At 71.0% G+C, this 16,186-nt stretch carries 13 protein-coding genes; 6 read left to right on the forward strand and 7 right to left on the reverse strand.

Annotated elements, in window-relative coordinates; translation table 11 throughout:
- Window positions 1–5: 5 nt before the first annotated feature.
- Window positions 6–662 carry a hypothetical protein gene (locus JYA75_RS19695; RefSeq protein ID WP_029543381.1) on the reverse strand — a complete coding sequence of 219 codons (657 nt, stop codon included), beginning with the start codon at window positions 660–662 and terminating at the stop codon, window positions 6–8.
- A gap of 140 nt (window positions 663–802) precedes the next feature.
- Here JYA75_RS19695 and JYA75_RS19700 point away from each other — a divergent pair, with 140 nt between their 5' ends.
- From JYA75_RS19700 to JYA75_RS19715, 4 genes are all read left to right on the forward strand, one after another.
- On the forward strand, window positions 803–1,852 hold the full coding sequence (locus JYA75_RS19700; protein WP_203329269.1) for an alpha/beta fold hydrolase: 1,050 nt from the start codon (window positions 803–805) through the stop codon (window positions 1,850–1,852).
- A gap of 111 nt (window positions 1,853–1,963) precedes the next feature.
- Window positions 1,964–2,551 carry a cysteine dioxygenase family protein gene (locus JYA75_RS19705; protein ID WP_006935034.1) on the forward strand — a complete coding sequence of 196 codons (588 nt, stop codon included), beginning with the start codon at window positions 1,964–1,966 and terminating at the stop codon, window positions 2,549–2,551.
- A 52-nt stretch (window positions 2,552–2,603) separates the two neighbouring features.
- Window positions 2,604–3,701: an MBL fold metallo-hydrolase gene (locus tag JYA75_RS19710; RefSeq protein WP_230304461.1), complete on the forward strand. Its 1,098-nt coding sequence runs from the start codon at window positions 2,604–2,606 to the stop codon at window positions 3,699–3,701.
- 111 nt (window positions 3,702–3,812) lie between these two features.
- Window positions 3,813–4,076 (forward strand): hypothetical protein, encoded by a 264-nt coding sequence (locus tag JYA75_RS19715; protein WP_006935037.1) that lies wholly within the window; start codon window positions 3,813–3,815, stop codon window positions 4,074–4,076.
- Between the two features lie 49 nt (window positions 4,077–4,125).
- Here JYA75_RS19715 and JYA75_RS19720 read toward each other — a convergent pair whose 3' ends face one another.
- Window positions 4,126–5,388 carry an aminotransferase class III-fold pyridoxal phosphate-dependent enzyme gene (locus JYA75_RS19720; protein WP_006935041.1) on the reverse strand — a complete coding sequence of 421 codons (1,263 nt, stop codon included), beginning with the start codon at window positions 5,386–5,388 and terminating at the stop codon, window positions 4,126–4,128.
- Between the two features lie 68 nt (window positions 5,389–5,456).
- Here JYA75_RS19720 and hrpA point away from each other — a divergent pair, with 68 nt between their 5' ends.
- Window positions 5,457–9,377, forward strand: coding sequence for an ATP-dependent RNA helicase HrpA (gene hrpA / locus JYA75_RS19725; RefSeq protein WP_185712719.1), 3,921 nt, complete (start codon window positions 5,457–5,459; stop codon window positions 9,375–9,377).
- A gap of 42 nt (window positions 9,378–9,419) precedes the next feature.
- Here the strand turns inward: hrpA and nrdR are convergent, their stop codons facing one another.
- Window positions 9,420–9,893 (reverse strand): transcriptional regulator NrdR, encoded by a 474-nt coding sequence (gene nrdR, locus JYA75_RS19730; RefSeq protein WP_029543374.1) that lies wholly within the window; start codon window positions 9,891–9,893, stop codon window positions 9,420–9,422.
- Between the two features lie 192 nt (window positions 9,894–10,085).
- Entirely contained in the window at window positions 10,086–10,769 is a 684-nt protein-coding gene (locus JYA75_RS19735) for a LysM peptidoglycan-binding domain-containing protein (RefSeq protein ID WP_203329270.1), read from the reverse strand.
- A gap of 251 nt (window positions 10,770–11,020) precedes the next feature.
- Here JYA75_RS19735 and lexA point away from each other — a divergent pair, with 251 nt between their 5' ends.
- Window positions 11,021–11,734 (forward strand): transcriptional repressor LexA, encoded by a 714-nt coding sequence (lexA, locus tag JYA75_RS19740; protein WP_006935055.1) that lies wholly within the window; start codon window positions 11,021–11,023, stop codon window positions 11,732–11,734.
- A 92-nt stretch (window positions 11,735–11,826) separates the two neighbouring features.
- On the opposite strand, the gene JYA75_RS19745 is transcribed toward lexA, so the two are convergent.
- The 3 genes from JYA75_RS19745 to ptsP all read right to left on the reverse strand — a co-directional run bounded on the left by JYA75_RS19745 (window position 11,827) and on the right by ptsP (window position 16,119).
- Entirely contained in the window at window positions 11,827–12,969 is a 1,143-nt protein-coding gene (locus JYA75_RS19745; protein WP_029543369.1) for an acyl-CoA dehydrogenase family protein, read from the reverse strand.
- Between the two features lie 80 nt (window positions 12,970–13,049).
- Window positions 13,050–14,360, reverse strand: coding sequence for a solute carrier family 23 protein (locus tag JYA75_RS19750; protein WP_185712718.1), 1,311 nt, complete (start codon window positions 14,358–14,360; stop codon window positions 13,050–13,052).
- Window positions 14,361–14,433: 73 nt separating this feature from the next.
- Window positions 14,434–16,119, reverse strand: a complete 1,686-nt coding sequence (ptsP, locus tag JYA75_RS19755) for a phosphoenolpyruvate--protein phosphotransferase (protein WP_006935064.1) — start codon at window positions 16,117–16,119, stop codon at window positions 14,434–14,436.
- Window positions 16,120–16,186 lie beyond the last annotated feature (67 nt).

Below are 16,186 nucleotides of genomic sequence, written 5' to 3' on the forward strand. Positions count from 1 at the left end.
GCCCCTCACCCGTTTTCGGGAGGCACGACCTCGATCTCGCGCCCCCATGCGACCCCGGGCGCGGCCGGCAACCGGTCCCCGCTCCAGAACCGTCCGGGGTCGTACCAGTTGCTGCCGCGCCCGCGTTGCTCGAGCAGCCCCATCGCCTCCAGGGTCGCGCCCACCACCTCGGCGCAGTACGCGCGCTCGAGACCCGCATCCGACGTGCGTTTCCGCCACGGCAGCCGGCCCGCGAACCAGCGCCCCGCCAGCCGGCCCGTCGAGGGGAACGGCGTGCCGTCCAGCCGGGCGACGGTGCGCAGCAGCTGATCCTCCTGCTCCGGCGTCACCTCGACGCCGAGCTGGCGCAGCCAGCCGCGCTGCCCGTACCGGGCACTCCACACCTGCACCGCCTCGCGCAGGTCGTGCAGCTGCACACCGCGGTGGTGCCGGCCGGTCCACATGTCCGGCAGGCTCCTGCCCAGCTCGGCATGCCACATCAGCGGTGGCAGATCAGCGAGGACCACCGCCATGCCGACGTGGTTGACGGGGGCGTTGGTCAGCGTCTGGATCGCCCGGTCGGCGTGGCTGCTGCCGCGGAAGATCCAGAGGTCGCCGGTGCGGGTCAGTTCCACCGCCTCGTCGAGGGTGATCCGGGACTGCGCTGAGCTCCGCTGCTGCATGACCGACAGCCTCTCACGCGGGGAGGTAACGGGATCCGGCCGCCGAGCACGGGAGGTGGTGGCCGGCCCGCCGTCGCTGCCCCGCCTCGCTGCGCCTCACCCGAGGTTGACAGCGCGGCAGACGGCGCTACGGTGCAGGGATGGACCACGAGGTCCGGTACGCCGCCAGCGGGGATGTCAGCATCGCGTACCAGGTGCTGGGCAAGGCGGGACCCGACCTCGTCTTCGTTCCGGGATTCGTCTCGCACCTCGACCTCGCCTGGGAGGAGCGGTTCTTCGCGCGTTTCCTGCGCGGCCTGGCGTCGTTCGCCCGGTTGATCTGGTTCGACAAGCGGGGCACCGGCCTGTCGGACGTGCCGCGGGAGGAGGTGTCCATGGACGCCTGCGTCGAGGACATCCGCGCCGTGATGGACGCCGCCGGGTCCCGGCGGGCGACCCTGTTCGGGGTCGCCGTCGGCGCCGGGATCTGCACCTCGTTCGCGTTGAAGTACCCCGGCCGCACACGTTCGATGATCCTGTGGGACGCCCATGCCCGGCTCCTGGAGGACGACGGGTATGCGGCGGGGTGGAGCGAGGAGTTCTTCTCGTCGGTCCTGGCCGGCATCGACGAGGGGTGGGCGACGGGCTCCGGCATCGCGTCGATGAATCCGACCCTGGCCGGGGACGAGCGGTATCGATCCTGGTTCGCGCGTCACGCCCTGGGGGCGGCGGGCCCGGCGCAGGCACGGGACCTGTTCCGGCTCTGCGCCGCGACCGATCTTCGTCCGAGGCTGCACGAGATTCGGGTGCCGACGCTCCTGCTCCACCACGTCGACGATCCGTGGCTGTCGGTCGAGCATTCCCGCTACGTCGCGGCGCGCGTTCCGGGCGCGACACTCGTCGAACTGCCCGGGATCGATCACTGGCCCTGGATCGGCGACATGGACGCGGTGCTGATCGAGATCGAGGCCTTCCTGACGGGGGTACGGCGGGGCCGCCGGGACCGCCCGGCCTGGGGGCCGGAGGCCCTGAGCACCCGCGAACGGGAGGTGGGCGCGCTGGCGGTCGCCGGACTCAGCTCCCCCGAGATCGGCCGGCGCCTGTTCATCAGCGAGCGAACCGTGGAGACCCACCTCGCCAACATCTACGCGAAGCTCGGCATCAACTCGAGGGTGGAGTTGGTGCGGCGGGCGGTCGAATTCGGTCTGTGAGCCGACGCCCGGCACCACCGGGACGGCGCGCGACGTCCGTACTGGTACCGATGCATTCATCACTGTTGTGCGCATACCGTTCTCTTCGAGAGCGGTTGCAGGAGGTGCATCATGAACAGGCACACCGAAGTCGGCCACCGGCAGTCGATCCACGATCTGATCCCCCGCCTCCGACAGGCGTCCGCACTGCGCGACGGACCGGAGGCGGTCCGTGCGGTTCTGGCCGCAGCAGTCGCCGACGACAGCGACTGGCTGGACCCGCAGTACCAGGAGCGTCCCGAGACGCGGGACTGGGTGCTGTACCCCCTCTACCGGGCCTCGGACGGGCACCTGTCGATCCTGGTGGCGGTGTTCAAGGCCGGAGTGAGCACTCCGGCGCACAATCACGGCGCGTGGGCCGTGGTCGGCGTGTATCGGGGCCGGGAACGGGAGACGTGGTATCGCCGGCTCGACGACGGGAGTGTGCCGGGCAGGGCCCGGCTCCAGGTTGCCGACACCTTCGTGAACCCGCGGGGCACGGTGACCGTCGTTCCCGACGGAACGATCCACTCGGTGGAGGCACTCGACGGGACCGATGCGATCTCGATCCACGTCTACGGCACGGACATTCTCACGCAGAACCGCAGCACGTTCGATCTGCGGACGGGCAGCGAGGCGCCCTTCCGTCCCGATTTCACCGACCTCGGCCCCGAGCACTGACGGCCCGGCCGGCCGAAGGCTGTTTCACCGTATCCACCGGAAGGAGGAGGGCGTGAGGACGGGAGCGGAGACCCGCGATCGACGATCCGCCGGACAGCTGCCGGAGCGGGACCCGGTACGGGTGGAGCTCCGGCCGGTCGACGCGGTCGATGTGACGACGCTGGTGGACAACTCCTCCGACGTGCTGCTGCCCGACGTGGGGCCCGTCCGCCGCTGGGGGCCGGCCGGATCGGCAGGTCCGCTCCCGATCGTCCCCAGCGATCTGGCGGTCGGATTCCGGACTGTCGACCTCCTCCGAGCGGAGCACGGGTTCTCCGTACTGATCGAGGTCCGGGTCGGCGAAACCACGCACCGCGTGCTCTACGACGCGGGGGCCACGCCGGACGGTCTGATGGCGAATCTCGATCGGCTGGCGATCTCCCCGGACGGCATCGAGGCGATCGTGTTCAGCCACGGCCACTTCGACCACGTCATGGGTCTGCAGGGCCTCGCCCGCCGGCTCGGTTCCCGGCACCTGCCGATCCTCGTGCACCCCGACTTCTGGACGAGGCGGCGCATCGTCGGTCCCGACGGCGCCTTCGAGTTACCGACGCCGAGCCGCGCGGCGATCGAGGGCGCGGGATTCGTCGTCGTCGAGAACCGGCGCCCCTCCTTCCTGCTGGACGGAATGCTCCTGGTGACCGGCCGGATCGCCCGGACCACCGAGTACGAGACCGGCATGCCGGGCCATCAAGCCCACCGGCACGGCCGCTGGCGGCCCGACCCGCTCATCCACGACGACCAGGCCGTCGTCCTGCACCTACGCGACCGGGGACTCGTCGTGCTCACCGGATGCGGGCACGCCGGGCTGATCAACATCCTCGAGCACGCCGAGCGGCTCACCGGGGTCGGCCGGCTCCATGCCGTCCTCGGCGGGTTCCATCTCCGCGACGGCCCGATCGTCCCCCGGACGGTGACCGCCCTCGCCGCGGCGGATCCGGCCGTGGTCGTGCCCGCCCACTGCACGTCGTGGAAGGCGCAGCACGCGCTGTTCACCGCCCTCCCGGACGCCTTCCACCCCAATGCCGTCGGCAGCCGATTCGAATTCCGGACAAGCCCGCAGCCGGATACGGCCGCGCAGGGACGCAACGGAGTACCGGACAGGCCCTGAGGCACACTGTTCGGCCGGAGCGTCCGGGCGATCGCGCCGGTCGACGGTGGCGAGCATCGGTCCCAGGTGAGCGCGGCCCCAGCCCAATCCCTACCGTCTAGGCTCGCGTCCATGGCATTGAAGGGCAGGCAGTGGTGGAAGCTCGTCGGACTCGCCGGTGTGGTCGGCGTCGCGGCGACGGGCGCAGTCGTCGCGCGCGACGAGCGCAGACGACGCGCCCACACGCCCGACGAGGTACGCACGGTGCTCCACGACCGCTACGCCCGCGTCGCCGCCGCGCACGACACGCAGGGCGCGGTACCGCTGGACGACGTGCCCACGGGACTGCGCGAGCGGATCTGCACTGTGCTGCAACGGCTCCGCCCCCGCCGCTGACGCGACCCGCGGTGCCGGTGCCGAACGGTCGGCGCCGCTCGATCGTCGATCAACCCAGGGCCGAGGAGAACCCGTCCACGAGGCCCTGCACCTGCTCGTCCGTCATCACGAACGACGGCGAGATCTGCAGCGCACCCTGTCCCGCCGCCCGGCTCGAAACCCCGTGCCGCCGAAGCGCCTTCACGAACTCCAGCGCCTCACCCGGGTCGGCGAGCTGCACTGCGGCGACGGCGCCGAGACCACTGCGGACCTCCGCGACGCGCGGGTGCTCGGCCAGCGGGGACAGCTTCTCGTGCAGGGTCCGCTCCAACCGCGCCGACTCGTCGAGCAGGTTCTCGCGCTCGATGATGTCCAGGTTCGCCAGGGCAGCCGCGGCGGCACCGGCGTGCCCGCCGTAGGTGTAGCCGTGCCGCCACCACACCCCGCCGGCAAAGAACGGCTCGGCCACCTTCGGCGCCACGAACACCGCGCCCATCGGCACGTACCCCGAGGTGAGGCCCTTCGCCGTGGTGATCAGGTCGGGTTCGAGTCCGAACCGGCCAGAGGCGAACCACGACCCGCCGATGCGGCCGAAGCCGGTGACCACCTCGTCGACCACGAAGAGCACGTCGTGCTCGCGGCAGATGTCGCGGACCTCGGCGAGATAGCCCTCCGGCGGCAGGTACACCCCACCCGCGCCGATGATCGGCTCACAGAAGAACGCCGCGATCCGGTCCGCGCCGACCCGCTCGATGAGGGCGAGCAACGACTTCGCGTCGTCCCAGGCCACCTTCGCGGCGTCGTCCCACAGGTTCCCGTACCCCTCGGCGTTGACGGGGATCCCGGCGAGCGACGTGCCTCCGACGTGCATGCCGTGGTAAGCCTTCTCGCGACTGACGACGAGGGTCTTCTCCGGCCGGCCCATCTCCTGCCAGTAGCGGCGCGTCAGCTTGGCCGCGGTGTCGATCGAATCGGAACCGCCCGAGGTGAAGAAGATCTTGCTGCCGGGAACGGGAGCGATCGTCGCGAGCCGCTCGGCCAGCTCGACGGTCGGCTCCGCGGCGAGGTCACCGAAGTTGGAGTAGTGCGCCACCTTCGCCAGCTGCGCCGCCACCGCGTCACCGATCTCGGAGCGGCCGTGGCCGACGTTCGCGAACCACAGGCCGGCGGTCGCGTCGAGATAGCGGGTGCCGGCGGAATCCCAGATGTAGGCGCCCTCTCCGCGCGCGACGACGAACGCACCGTCCCGCTCGACGACACCCATGTCTGCGAACCCGTGCCACAACGCGCCCACGATCTGCTCCTGTTCCACGAACGGCGATGAAATTGCCATCCTATGCGGCGACGGTCCGCGGGTGCCGCGCGGCGACGGTCCGCGCTTCGCTAGGCTGTTGATTCAGCATGTCCACCTCACCCGAGACCCCGCGCTCCCCCGCCCCGCCCGGGGCGACCCGTCGCGACCTGAAGGCAGGCCTCACCGAGGTATCGCTGCGCGATGAGCACCGCATCCGCCGGCGGCTCGACCGCGCCCGCGGACCCGAGGCGCTGGCGAAGATCGCCGACGAGATCGAGCAGGCGCGGTTGCGGCTCGCGGCGCGGGCGGCCGGCGTGCCGACGGTCACCTACCCCGACAACCTCCCGGTCTCGCAGCGCAGGGACGACATCGCCGCCGCGATCCGCGACCACCAGGTGGTGATCGTCGCCGGCGAGACCGGCTCCGGCAAGACCACGCAGATCCCGAAGATCTGCCTCGAACTCGGCCGCGGCGTCCGCGGCCTGATCGGGCACACGCAGCCGCGCCGCATCGCGGCCCGGGCGGTCGCCGAGCGCATCGCCGAGGAACTCGACTCCGAACTCGGCGACACCGTCGGCTACACCGTCCGGTTCACCGACCGGGTGTCGGACTCGACGCTGATCAAGCTGATGACCGACGGCATCCTCCTCGCCGAGATCCAGCGCGATCGGCTGCTGCGCCGTTACGACACCCTCGTCATCGACGAGGCCCACGAACGCAGCCTCAACATCGACTTCATCCTCGGCTACCTCAAGGAACTGCTGCCCCGGCGGCCGGACCTGAAGGTGATCATCACCTCGGCGACCATCGACCCGGAACGGTTCGCGAACCACTTCGCAGCGGCCGACGGCACGCCCGCGCCCATCGTCGAGGTCTCCGGCCGCACCTATCCGGTCGAGATCCGGTACCGTCCCCTGACGGTCGAGGTGGGCGACGCGCTCGTCGACCGCGACCCGGTGGATGCCGTCTGTGAGGCGGTCGAGGAACTCTGCGCCGAGGGAGACGGGGACATCCTCGTGTTCCTCTCCGGTGAACGCGAGATCCGCGACACCGCCGACGCGCTGCGCGACCGCAAGCTACGGGGCACCGAGATCCTGCCGCTGTACGCGCGGCTGTCCGCCGCCGAGCAGCACCGGGTGTTCACCCCACACACCGGCCGGCGAGTGGTGCTGTCCACCAACGTCGCCGAAACCTCGCTCACCGTGCCCGGTATCCGCTACGTCGTCGACCCCGGCACCGCGCGGATCTCCCGCTACTCGGTGCGCACCAAGGTCCAGCGACTGCCCATCGAGGAGATCTCGCAGGCCTCCGCCCGGCAGCGGTCCGGCCGCTGCGGCCGCGTCGCCGACGGCATCTGTATCCGGCTGTACTCCGAGGAGGACTTCGAGGCCCGCCCCGAGTTCACCGAACCGGAGATCCTGCGCACCAACCTCGCCTCGGTCGTGCTGCAGATGACGGCGCTCGGGCTCGGCGACCTCGCCTCGTTCCCATTCGTCGAGGCCCCCGACCCGCGGGCCGTCCGCGACGGTGTCGCGCTGCTCGAGGAACTCGGTGCGCTCGAACCGCCGTCGAAGGACGAACCACCGAAACTGACCGGCACCGGACGCGAACTCGCGCTGTTGCCGGTCGATCCGCGCATGGCGCGGATGATCGTGGAGGGTCACCGCAACGGGTGCCTGCGCGAGGTCCTGATCATCGTTGCGGCGCTGTCGATCCAGGACGTGCGCGAACGGCCGGCCGAGTTCCAGCAGGCGGCGGACGAGAAGCACGCCCGGTTCGCCGTCGAGGGCTCGGACTTCCTTGCGTACCTGAAGCTGTGGGACTACCTGAAGGAGCAGCGGAAGGAACTGTCGTCCAGCCGGTTCCGCAAGATGTGCCGCGACGAGTTCCTGCACTGGCTGCGGATCCGGGAATGGCAGGATCTGCAGGGCCAGCTGCGCCAGATCACCCTCAACCTCGGGTGGGAGACGCGGCATCAGGACGTCGGCCACGACGCGATCCACCAGTCGCTGCTGGCCGGGCTGCTCTCGCACGTCGGCGTGCGTGAGGGCGAGAAGCGGGACTTCCTCGGCGCGCGCGGGACCCGGTTCGCGATCTTCCCCGGCTCGTCGCTGTCCAGGAAGCCGCCGCGCTGGGTGATGGCCGCCGAGCTGGTCGAGACGTCGCGGCTGTGGGCTCGGGTCACCGCGCGGATCGAACCCGAATGGGCCGAGAAGCTCGCCCCGCACCTGGTCAAGCGCACCTACTCCGAACCGCACTGGTCCACCAGGCGCGAGGCCGCCATGGCCTACGAGCGGGTCACGCTCTACGGCATTCCCCTGGTCGCGCAACGGCCCGTGCAGTACGGCCCGATCGACCGCGAGGCCTCACGCGAGCTGTTCATCCGGCATGCCCTCGTCCAAGGCGAATGGCGGACGCGCCACAGGTTCTTCCACGCCAACCGTGAGTTGCTCGAGGACGTGGAGGCGCTCGAGCACCGGGCCCGCAGGCGCGACATCCTCGTCGACGACGAGACCCTGTTCGAGTTCTACGACCAGCGCGTCGGACCGGAGGTCGTCTCGGCGCGGCACTTCGACGCGTGGTGGAAGAAGGAGCGGCAGAAGAATCCCGACCTGTTGACCTTCACCCCGGAAACGGTGGTCAACCAGGAGGCGCCCACCGTCCTCGGCGGCGACTACCCCGACGCGTGGCGGCAGGGCGATCTGCAGTTCCCCCTCACCTACCAGTTCGAGCCCGGCACCGAGGAGGACGGCGTCACCGTCCGCATTCCCGTCGCGCTGCTGGCCGGGGTCCGGCCGGTCGGCTTCGACTGGTCGGTACCCGGTATGCGGGTCGAGCTGGTCACCGCCCTGATCAAGACGCTTCCCAAGCATCTTCGCCGCCAAGTCGTTCCGGCACCGGACTTCGCTGCGGCAGCCCTCGCGTCCGTGCAGCCGCGCTCCGAGCCGCTCGTCAACGCGATGGCGCGGGAGCTGTCGCGGCTCGGCGCGGCGCGGATCGAGCCGAGCGACTTCGACCCGACCGCCCTGCCGGACCACCTGCGGATGACGTTCGCGGCCGTCGACGAACGCGGCGCCGTACTCGCGCGCAGCAAGAGCCTGACCGCGCTGCGCAGGCAGCTGGCGAACCGTGTCGAGGCCGAGGTCTCCCGGGCGGCGTCGAGCACCGAGCGCGCGCCGGCACTGGTATGGACAGCCGAGACGCTCGGCACCCTCGAGCCCACGGTCACACGCACCGTCGCCGGCCAGCAGGTGACCGGATATCCGACGCTGGTCGCCGAGGATGGTGGCGTGGCCGTGCGGGTGCTCAGCACCCCGCACGCGCAGCAGGCCGCGATGCGCACCGGGCTGCGGGCTCTGCTGCTCGAGGCGGTCCCGATGCAGGCGCGCGCCGCGACGTCGGGCCTGAGCAACGGCGAACGGCTGGCGCTCGGCCGCAATCCGGACGGCTCGTTCGAGGATCTGCTCGAGGACTGCCGGGCGTGCGCCGTGGACGAGCTGATCGCCCGGCACGGCAAGCCGGTGCGCACACCGGACGAGTTCACCGCGCTGGCGAAGGTGGTGCGGGCCCAGTTGCCGGGCCGGGTGGCGGCGCTGCTGAAGCTCGTCGTCCCCGCCCTGGCCAGGGCACACGAGGTGGAGGTGCTGCTCGAACGGGTGCGCGGCGAGGCCGCCGAGGACGTGCGTGAACAGCTGACCTCGCTGCTGTTCCGGGGTTTCGTCGCCGAACTCGGCAGTGCCCGGCTGGCCGACCTGCCCCGCTACCTGGCGGCGGCGGCACACCGGCTCGAATCGCTGCCGGCGAGCGCGCTTCGCGACCGGCAGGGCATGGACGTGCTGGACCGGGTCTACGCCGAGTACGACCGACTGCTCGCCCGGCTGCCGGAGGAGCGGGCCACGGCTGCCGACGTGGTGGAGGTCTCGTGGATGATCGAGGAGTTGCGGGTCAGCCTGTTCGCGCAGCACCTCGGCACCCGCGGGCCGATCTCGGAGACGCGAATCCTCAAGGCCGTCGCGGCGATTCGCTGATCCGGCGACGAGGATCCCGGCGCGCGCCGAACGGCGCGGCGCTCAGTCCGGGGACTCGGTCTCGCGTCGGTGCTGGTGCTCGCGCAGTTCCTTGATCTCGCGCTCGAAATCCTCTGCGGAGCTGAAGGACCGGTAGACGGAGGCGAATCGCAGATACGCCACCTCGTCCAGGTCCCGCAGCGGGCCGAGGATGGCCAGACCGACCTCGTTGCTCGGAATCTCCGGGGAACCCTTGGCCCGCACCGCGTCCTCGACCTGCTGGGCGAGGAGGTTGAGGGCGTCGTTGTCGACGTCGCGGCCCTGACAGGCACGGGCCACCCCGCGCACCACCTTCTCCCGGCTGAACGGTTCGGTGACGCCGCTGCGCTTGACGACCGACAGCACCGCCGTCTCGACGGTGGTGAAACGCCTGCCGCACTGGGGGCATGCCCTTCGGCGACGGATCGCGGCCCCCTCGTCGGCTTCGCGGGAATCGACGACGCGGGAATCGGGGTGCCGGCAATACGGGCAGTACATGTCGATTCCTTCGTCGTAGCCGTGCTGGCCGCGACGTCGGCGTCGAACCGATGCCGTCCTCCCGAGACCGGACTCACCGGCAGGCGAATCGCTCTCGGCGCGACCACACGAGGTGGTGTGACTGACAAGAGTCGACAATACCTGCATACCCGGATCGTCGGCCGGATCCGGTACCCGCCCGTCCATGCCGGTTCACCGCGGCGCGGAGGCCGGAACGAGCAGGGTCTGGCCGTCCCGCAGACGGCCGTCCGACATGGCATTGAGTTCGAGGATCCGCTCGATCGCCTCGGGGCGGGGCAAACCCGGAGTCACCCGCGCCGCGACGTCGCCGAGCGACTCCCCCGCCTGCACGACGGTGACGTCGGTACGTGCGGCCCCGGCCGCAACCTGGCTGGTGCGCAGGTGGGCAATCCCGAGCAGTCCCGCGGTCGCGACCGCGGTCAGCAGGGCCGTCGCCAGTACGGTGCGCAGGCCGGGCTGCGCGGTCCCGGCGGGCCGGTGTGGGACGCGCGAGACCCGGACCGGAGCGCGCCGATAGTCCACCACCCCCGGATCCGGGCGGACCGGCAGCCGCCGGTCCGGCGCCTCGTGCGGCCGCCGGGCGAGGTGCGTCGCCGCGGAGCGTCGTGCCCGGCCCTCGCCGTCCCGTCCGGTGTCGTACTGCCCTGGGTCCTCGAACTGCCCTGGGTCCTCGAACTGCCCTGGGTCCTCGAACTGCCCTGGGTCCTCGAACTGCCCGGTGTCGTTGCACGGCCCTGTGTCGCACTGCCCGGTGTCGTCGTAGTGTCCCGTGTCGTACTGCCCGGTGTCGTCGCACTGGCCTGGGTGGTGCCGGGTGTCGTTCCATTCGGTGCGGCGAACTGCTGATGTCCTCATCGAGGCCTCCGTGTCGCTCGTCCGCGGGACGGGGCCCGCGGCGGAACTTCGGTCACCGCTCGATCGACGGCGAGAGTAATTCGATCACCTGTTCGAAAGAACGTGTGTTCGATGTGTACCACGCCGCTCCGACAAAGTCAGCACTACCGGCCGAAAATCTCGAACAGATGTTTGATAACCGGCCATCGGAGAGCTAGATTCGATCCATCACATCCAGCACATCCGACACACGACGCACGGAGGTCACGATCATGACGGACGGCCATCCCCGGGCCGGGCGGAGCCGGACGACCACCGCCGATCCGGCCGCCGGCCTGACCGAACGCCAGCGCCGCGTCCTCGAAGTGATCCGCGAATCGGTCACCGAACGGGGCTACCCTCCGAGCATCCGCGAGATCGGCGACGCGGTGGGCCTCAACTCCACCTCGTCGGTGGCGCACCAGTTGCGCACCCTCGAACGCAAGGGCTTCCTCCGGCGCGATCCGAACCGCCCCCGGGCAGTGGACGTGCGCGGCCTCGACGATCCGCAGCCTGCGGCCCCGCAGGCGCAGCCGGCGGAGGGGGTCGACACCGCCGCCGAGTCCGCCACGCCGGCCGCCATGGTTCCCGTGCTGGGCAGGATCGCGGCGGGCGGTCCGATCCTGGCGGAGGAGTCCGTCGAGGACGTGTTCCCGCTCCCGAGAGAACTGGTGGGGCAGGGTTCGCTGTTCCTGCTCAAGGTGGTCGGCGAATCGATGGTCGATGCCGCCATCTGCGACGGTGACTGGGTGGTGGTGCGCCAGCAGAACGTCGCGGACAACGGCGATATCGTCGCCGCGATGCTCGACGGCGAAGCGACCGTGAAGACGTTCAAGCGCGTGAAGAAGGACGTGTGGCTGATGCCGCACAACCCGATGTTCGAACCGATTCCGGGCAACGACGCCGTCATCCTGGGCAAGGTCGTCACCGTGATCCGCAAGCTCTGACCTCGCTCCTCCCCGGAACGAGCACGGGCGGCGCCGCGATCCGCGGCGCCGCCCGTGCTCGTTCCGGGCCGGGACCGGTGCCCCGGGGCCGGTCAGAGATTCAGGCCGCGGCCGATGATGTCCTTCATGATCTCGTTGGTGCCGCCGTAGATCTTCTGCACGCGGGCATCGAGATACGCCTTCGCGACCGGGTATTCGCGCATGTAGCCGTAACCGCCGTGCAACTGCAGGCACCGGTCGATCAGCTCGACCTGCTTGTCGGTGGTCCAGTACTTGGCCATCGCCGCCTCCTGCACGCTCAGGGTTCCGGCGTTGAGCTGCTCGATGCACCTGTCGACGAACACGCGCGCGAGGGTGGTCTCGGTGGCCAGCTCCGCCAGCTCGAACCGGGTGTTCTGGAAGCTGCCGATCGACTTGCCGAACGCCTTGCGGTCGCGGCAGTACTGCATCGTGTCCTCGAGCACGGCCTCCATCGCCGCCGCCGCCACCACGGCGATCGACAGGCGCTCCTGCGGCAGGTTCTGCATCAGGTAGATGAAGCCCAGGCCCTCCTCACCGAGGAGGTTGGCGGCGGGCACCCGCACGTCGGTGAAGTGCAGCTCGGCGGTGTCCTGCGCCGCGAGGCCGATCTTGTCGAGATTGCGGCCGCGCTCGAAGCCGGCCATCCCGCGCTCGACGACGAGGAGCGAGAAGCCCTGCGCCCCCTTGTCCGGGTCGGTGCAGGCGACGACGATCACCAGGTCCGCGTTGATGCCGTTGGTGATGAAGGTCTTGGAACCGTTGAGGATCCACTCGTCGCCGTCCCGCACCGCGCGGGTCTTGATGCCCTGCAGGTCGCTGCCCGTGCCGGGCTCGGTCATCGCGATCGCGGTGATGATCTCGCCGGAACAGAATCCCGGCAGCCATCGCCGCTTCTGCTCCTCGTTCGCCAGCTTCAGCAGGTACGGCGCCACGACGTCGTTGTGCAGCATGAAACCGATGCCGCTGAAACCTCCGCGCGTGGTCTCCTCGGTGACGATCGTGTTGTAGCGGAAGTCCTCGACACCGCCGCCGCCGTACTCCTCGGGCACGGCCATGCCCAGGAAGCCCTGCGCGCCTGCCTTCTTCCAGACCTCACGGTCGACGATCTTGTCCTGCTCCCACTGCTCGTGGAAGGGAGCCACCTCCTGCTCGAGGAACTTCCGGTACGACTCGCGGAAAAGTTCGTGCTCGGGCTCGAAGAGGGTGCGTTCCATGTGCGCTCCTGTATCCGATGACGTACGTCACGCTCACGGTAGACATCGGAGGACGGGTCTGACGCTGACAGGAACGAGCGTTATTTGTGACCGGACACGCCGGGCGGCCGGCGGCGCAGGTCCGCCGATCGCCGCAGGAGCGGGTAGGCGATCAGGATGCCGATCGAGCCCCACGCGATGCCACCGAGTTCGACGGAGCCCACAGTGAGGGTGAGGTCGCCGATCCCGGCCACGAGCGCGGCGGCGGCCACCGTGAGGTTGACCGGATCGGTGAAGTCGACCTTCGCCTCCATCCAGATCCGCACGCCGAGGATGCCGATCAAGCCGTACAGGACCAGGGTGGCGCCGCCGAGCACGCCGTCCGGGACGGTGAAGACGAGGGCACCGAACTTCGGGGAGAAGGCGAGGACCACGGCCGTCGCGGCGGCCACCCAGTACGCCGCGGTCGAGTACACCCGCGTCGCGGCCATCACGCCGATGTTCTCGGCGTAGGTGGTGGTGCCCGAGCCGCCACCGACCCCGGCGAGCGTCGTGGCCAGGCCGTCGGCGAGCAGCGCGTCGCCGGCGACGTCGTCGAGATTGCGGCCGGTCATGGCCGCCACGGCCTTGACGTGGCCGACGTTCTCGGCGACGAGAACCACCACGACGGGCAGGGCGATCAGCACCACGGACAGCTCGAACGCGGGGGCGCGCAGTTCGGGCAGGCCGAACCACGCCGCGTTGCGCAGGGCCGCGACGCGTTCCTCGGCGAGGCCGCCGGAGACGGCGGCGAAGAGCCAGCCGACGATCACGCCGACGAGAATGCCGAGGCGGCCGACGAGGCCGGGGCCGAGCACCGTGACGAGCAGGATCGCGGCCAGCGTGATCGCCGCGACGAGCGGCTGGGCCTCGAAGGATCCGACCGCGACCGGCGCGAGGTTCAGGCCGATGAGGGCGACGATCGCGCCGGTCACGACGGGCGGCATCAGCGCGTCGACGACGCGGGACCCCAGCGCCTTGACGACGAGACCGACGAGCGCGAGGGCGACTCCTACGGCGACGATGCCGCCGAGCTGGGCGGCGGGGCCCTCGCCGGCCGAGGCCGCCAGCGGCGCGATGAACGCGAACGACGAGCCGAGATAGCTGGGCACCCGGCCGCGGGTGATCAGCAGGAACAGGGCGGTGCCGACACCGGAGAAGAGCAGCGTCGTGGTGACCGGGAAGCCTGTGATCGTCGGCACGAGCAGCGTGGCGCCGAACATCGCGATCACGTGCTGCATGCCGATGCCCACGGTGCGGGGCCAGGACAGTCGTTCGTCCGGGGCGACGACCTCGCCGTCGGCAACGCGACGTCCGTCGCCGTGCAGGGTCCAGCCGAACCCGGCCGTCCGCGTCCTCAGTTGTTCGTTCACAACGGGGAATGGTAGGCGCCGGCCGGCTCCGGGAGCAGGTCGCGGGGGTCGCTCCCGACGCGGATCACCTCGGTCAGGCGAGCACGCGGGCCGCCGCCTCGCGCGCCTCGCCGGGGTCGACGGTGCGGAGCACTTCGTCCGCGGCCTCGCGGCACCGATCGAGGGTGACCGTGGCCAGGCGGGAGCCGACGCCGGCGACGGCTGCTGCCGCACAGGACAACGAGGTGACCCCCATGCCGGTCAGGACACAGCCGAGCAACGGGTCGGCTGCCGCCTCCCCGCACACCCCGACCCGCTTGCCGGCCGCGCGCCCGGCGGCGGCGGTGCGGGCGACCAGGGCCAGCACGGCCGGCTGCCACGGGTCGGTGAGGGCCGCGAGGTGCGGCGACATGCGGTCCGCGGCCATCGTGTACTGCGCGAGGTCGTTGGTGCCGATCGACAGGAAGTCGACGTGTTCGAGGAGGCGTTCGGCGAGCAGCGCGGCAGCCGGCACCTCCACCATCACCCCCGGCACGAGGTCGCGGGCGCGGACGGCGGCGGCGAAGTGCGCGGCCTCCGCGACGGTCGCGATCATCGGCGCCATCACCCACGGCGCGGCGCCTGTGCGGGCGGCCGCGGCGGCGACGGCGTCGAGCTGCCGGTCGAGCAGTCCTTCGGTGGCGGTCGCGATCCGGATGCCGCGCAACCCGAGTGCGGGGTTGTGCTCGTCGGGGTGGTTGACGAAGCGCAGCGGCTTGTCGGAGCCCGCGTCGAGGGTCCGCAGGACGACCTTCCGGCCGGCGAAGGCGGTGAAGACCTCCGCGTAGATCACGGCCTGTTCCTCGACGGTCGGCTCGGTTTCCCGGTCCAGGAAGCACAGCTCGGTCCGGAACAGGCCGACCCCCTCGGCCGGGGTCTCGCGGGCGGCACGGGCACCGGCGCCGTCCTGCACGTTCGCGAGGATCTCGACACGATGACCGTCCGCGGTGGTGCCGGGGCCGGCCCAGGACGCGATGCGCGCACGCTCGCTGCGGTCGGTTGCGACCGCAGCGGCCGCGCCTTCGGGGTCGGGGTCGAGACGGATCTCACCGGCGGCCCCGTCGAGGAGGACGCGGGTGCCGGCGGGAACGGTGTCCAGGTCGGCCGCCGCGACCACGCAGGGGATGCCGAGCTGCCGGGCGATGATCGCGGTGTGGCTGGTGGGCCCGCCGAGGGTGGTGGCGAGCCCGATCACGCGGGTCGGATCGAGGCCGGCGGTGTCGGCGGGGGCGAGGTCCTCCGCGAAGAGAATCGACGGTTCCTCGGGCAGGTCGAGACCGGGTTCGGGGTGGCCGCTGAGCTCGGCGAGCACGCGGTCGCGGATGTCGAGGAGGTCGGTGACGCGCTCGGCCATCAGCCCGCCGAGCTTGGTGAACATGTCGGCGAACTGGTCGGTGGCGCCGACGGCGGCCTCGACCGCGCCGGCTCCGCTGCGGATCTTCGCGGCGACGGCACCGAGCCAGCCGCGGTCCTCGGCGAGCTGGGCGTTGGCGAGCAGGACCTCGGCGGCGGCGCCCGAGGCCTGGCCGGCGCGGCTGCGCAGCCGGTCCGCGACGGTGGTGGCGGCCGCCCGGAAACGCTCCGCCTCGGCGTCGCGCGCGGTGTCCGGGATGCTCTCGAACGTGGCGGGTATCTGCGGCCGCGGCGCGGGGCGCACGACTGGGCCGTAGGCAACCCCGGGCACGACGGGCGTGCCCCGAACGATCGACATCTCCGCCGCTGCGGGAATCACCTTCTCCATGTCTCCTCCTCGCCGCCCGGTGTGTCGGGATGGGCCTCCGGGGTAATTCTGTGATCGAGATTACTCC

Source organism: Rhodococcus sp. PSBB066, assembly GCF_017068255.1.
In the GTDB taxonomy this organism is placed as follows: domain Bacteria; phylum Actinomycetota; class Actinomycetes; order Mycobacteriales; family Mycobacteriaceae; genus Rhodococcus; species Rhodococcus aetherivorans.

Coding starts and splice junctions, on each gene's coding strand:
- JYA75_RS19745 (WP_029543369.1), bottom strand. CDS start 12,969: ATGGAACGCACCCTCTTCGAGCCCGAGCACGAACTTTTCCGCGAGTCG.
- hrpA (WP_185712719.1), top strand. CDS start 5,457: ATGTCCACCTCACCCGAGACCCCGCGCTCCCCCGCCCCGCCCGGGGCG.
- JYA75_RS19700 (WP_203329269.1), top strand. CDS start 803: ATGGACCACGAGGTCCGGTACGCCGCCAGCGGGGATGTCAGCATCGCG.
- JYA75_RS19720 (WP_006935041.1), bottom strand. CDS start 5,388: ATGGCAATTTCATCGCCGTTCGTGGAACAGGAGCAGATCGTGGGCGCG.
- nrdR (WP_029543374.1), bottom strand. CDS start 9,893: ATGTACTGCCCGTATTGCCGGCACCCCGATTCCCGCGTCGTCGATTCC.
- JYA75_RS19705 (WP_006935034.1), top strand. CDS start 1,964: ATGAACAGGCACACCGAAGTCGGCCACCGGCAGTCGATCCACGATCTG.
- lexA (WP_006935055.1), top strand. CDS start 11,021: ATGACGGACGGCCATCCCCGGGCCGGGCGGAGCCGGACGACCACCGCC.
- JYA75_RS19735 (WP_203329270.1), bottom strand. CDS start 10,769: ATGAGGACATCAGCAGTTCGCCGCACCGAATGGAACGACACCCGGCAC.
- ptsP (WP_006935064.1), bottom strand. CDS start 16,119: ATGGAGAAGGTGATTCCCGCAGCGGCGGAGATGTCGATCGTTCGGGGC.
- JYA75_RS19695 (WP_029543381.1), bottom strand. CDS start 662: ATGCAGCAGCGGAGCTCAGCGCAGTCCCGGATCACCCTCGACGAGGCG.
- JYA75_RS19715 (WP_006935037.1), top strand. CDS start 3,813: ATGGCATTGAAGGGCAGGCAGTGGTGGAAGCTCGTCGGACTCGCCGGT.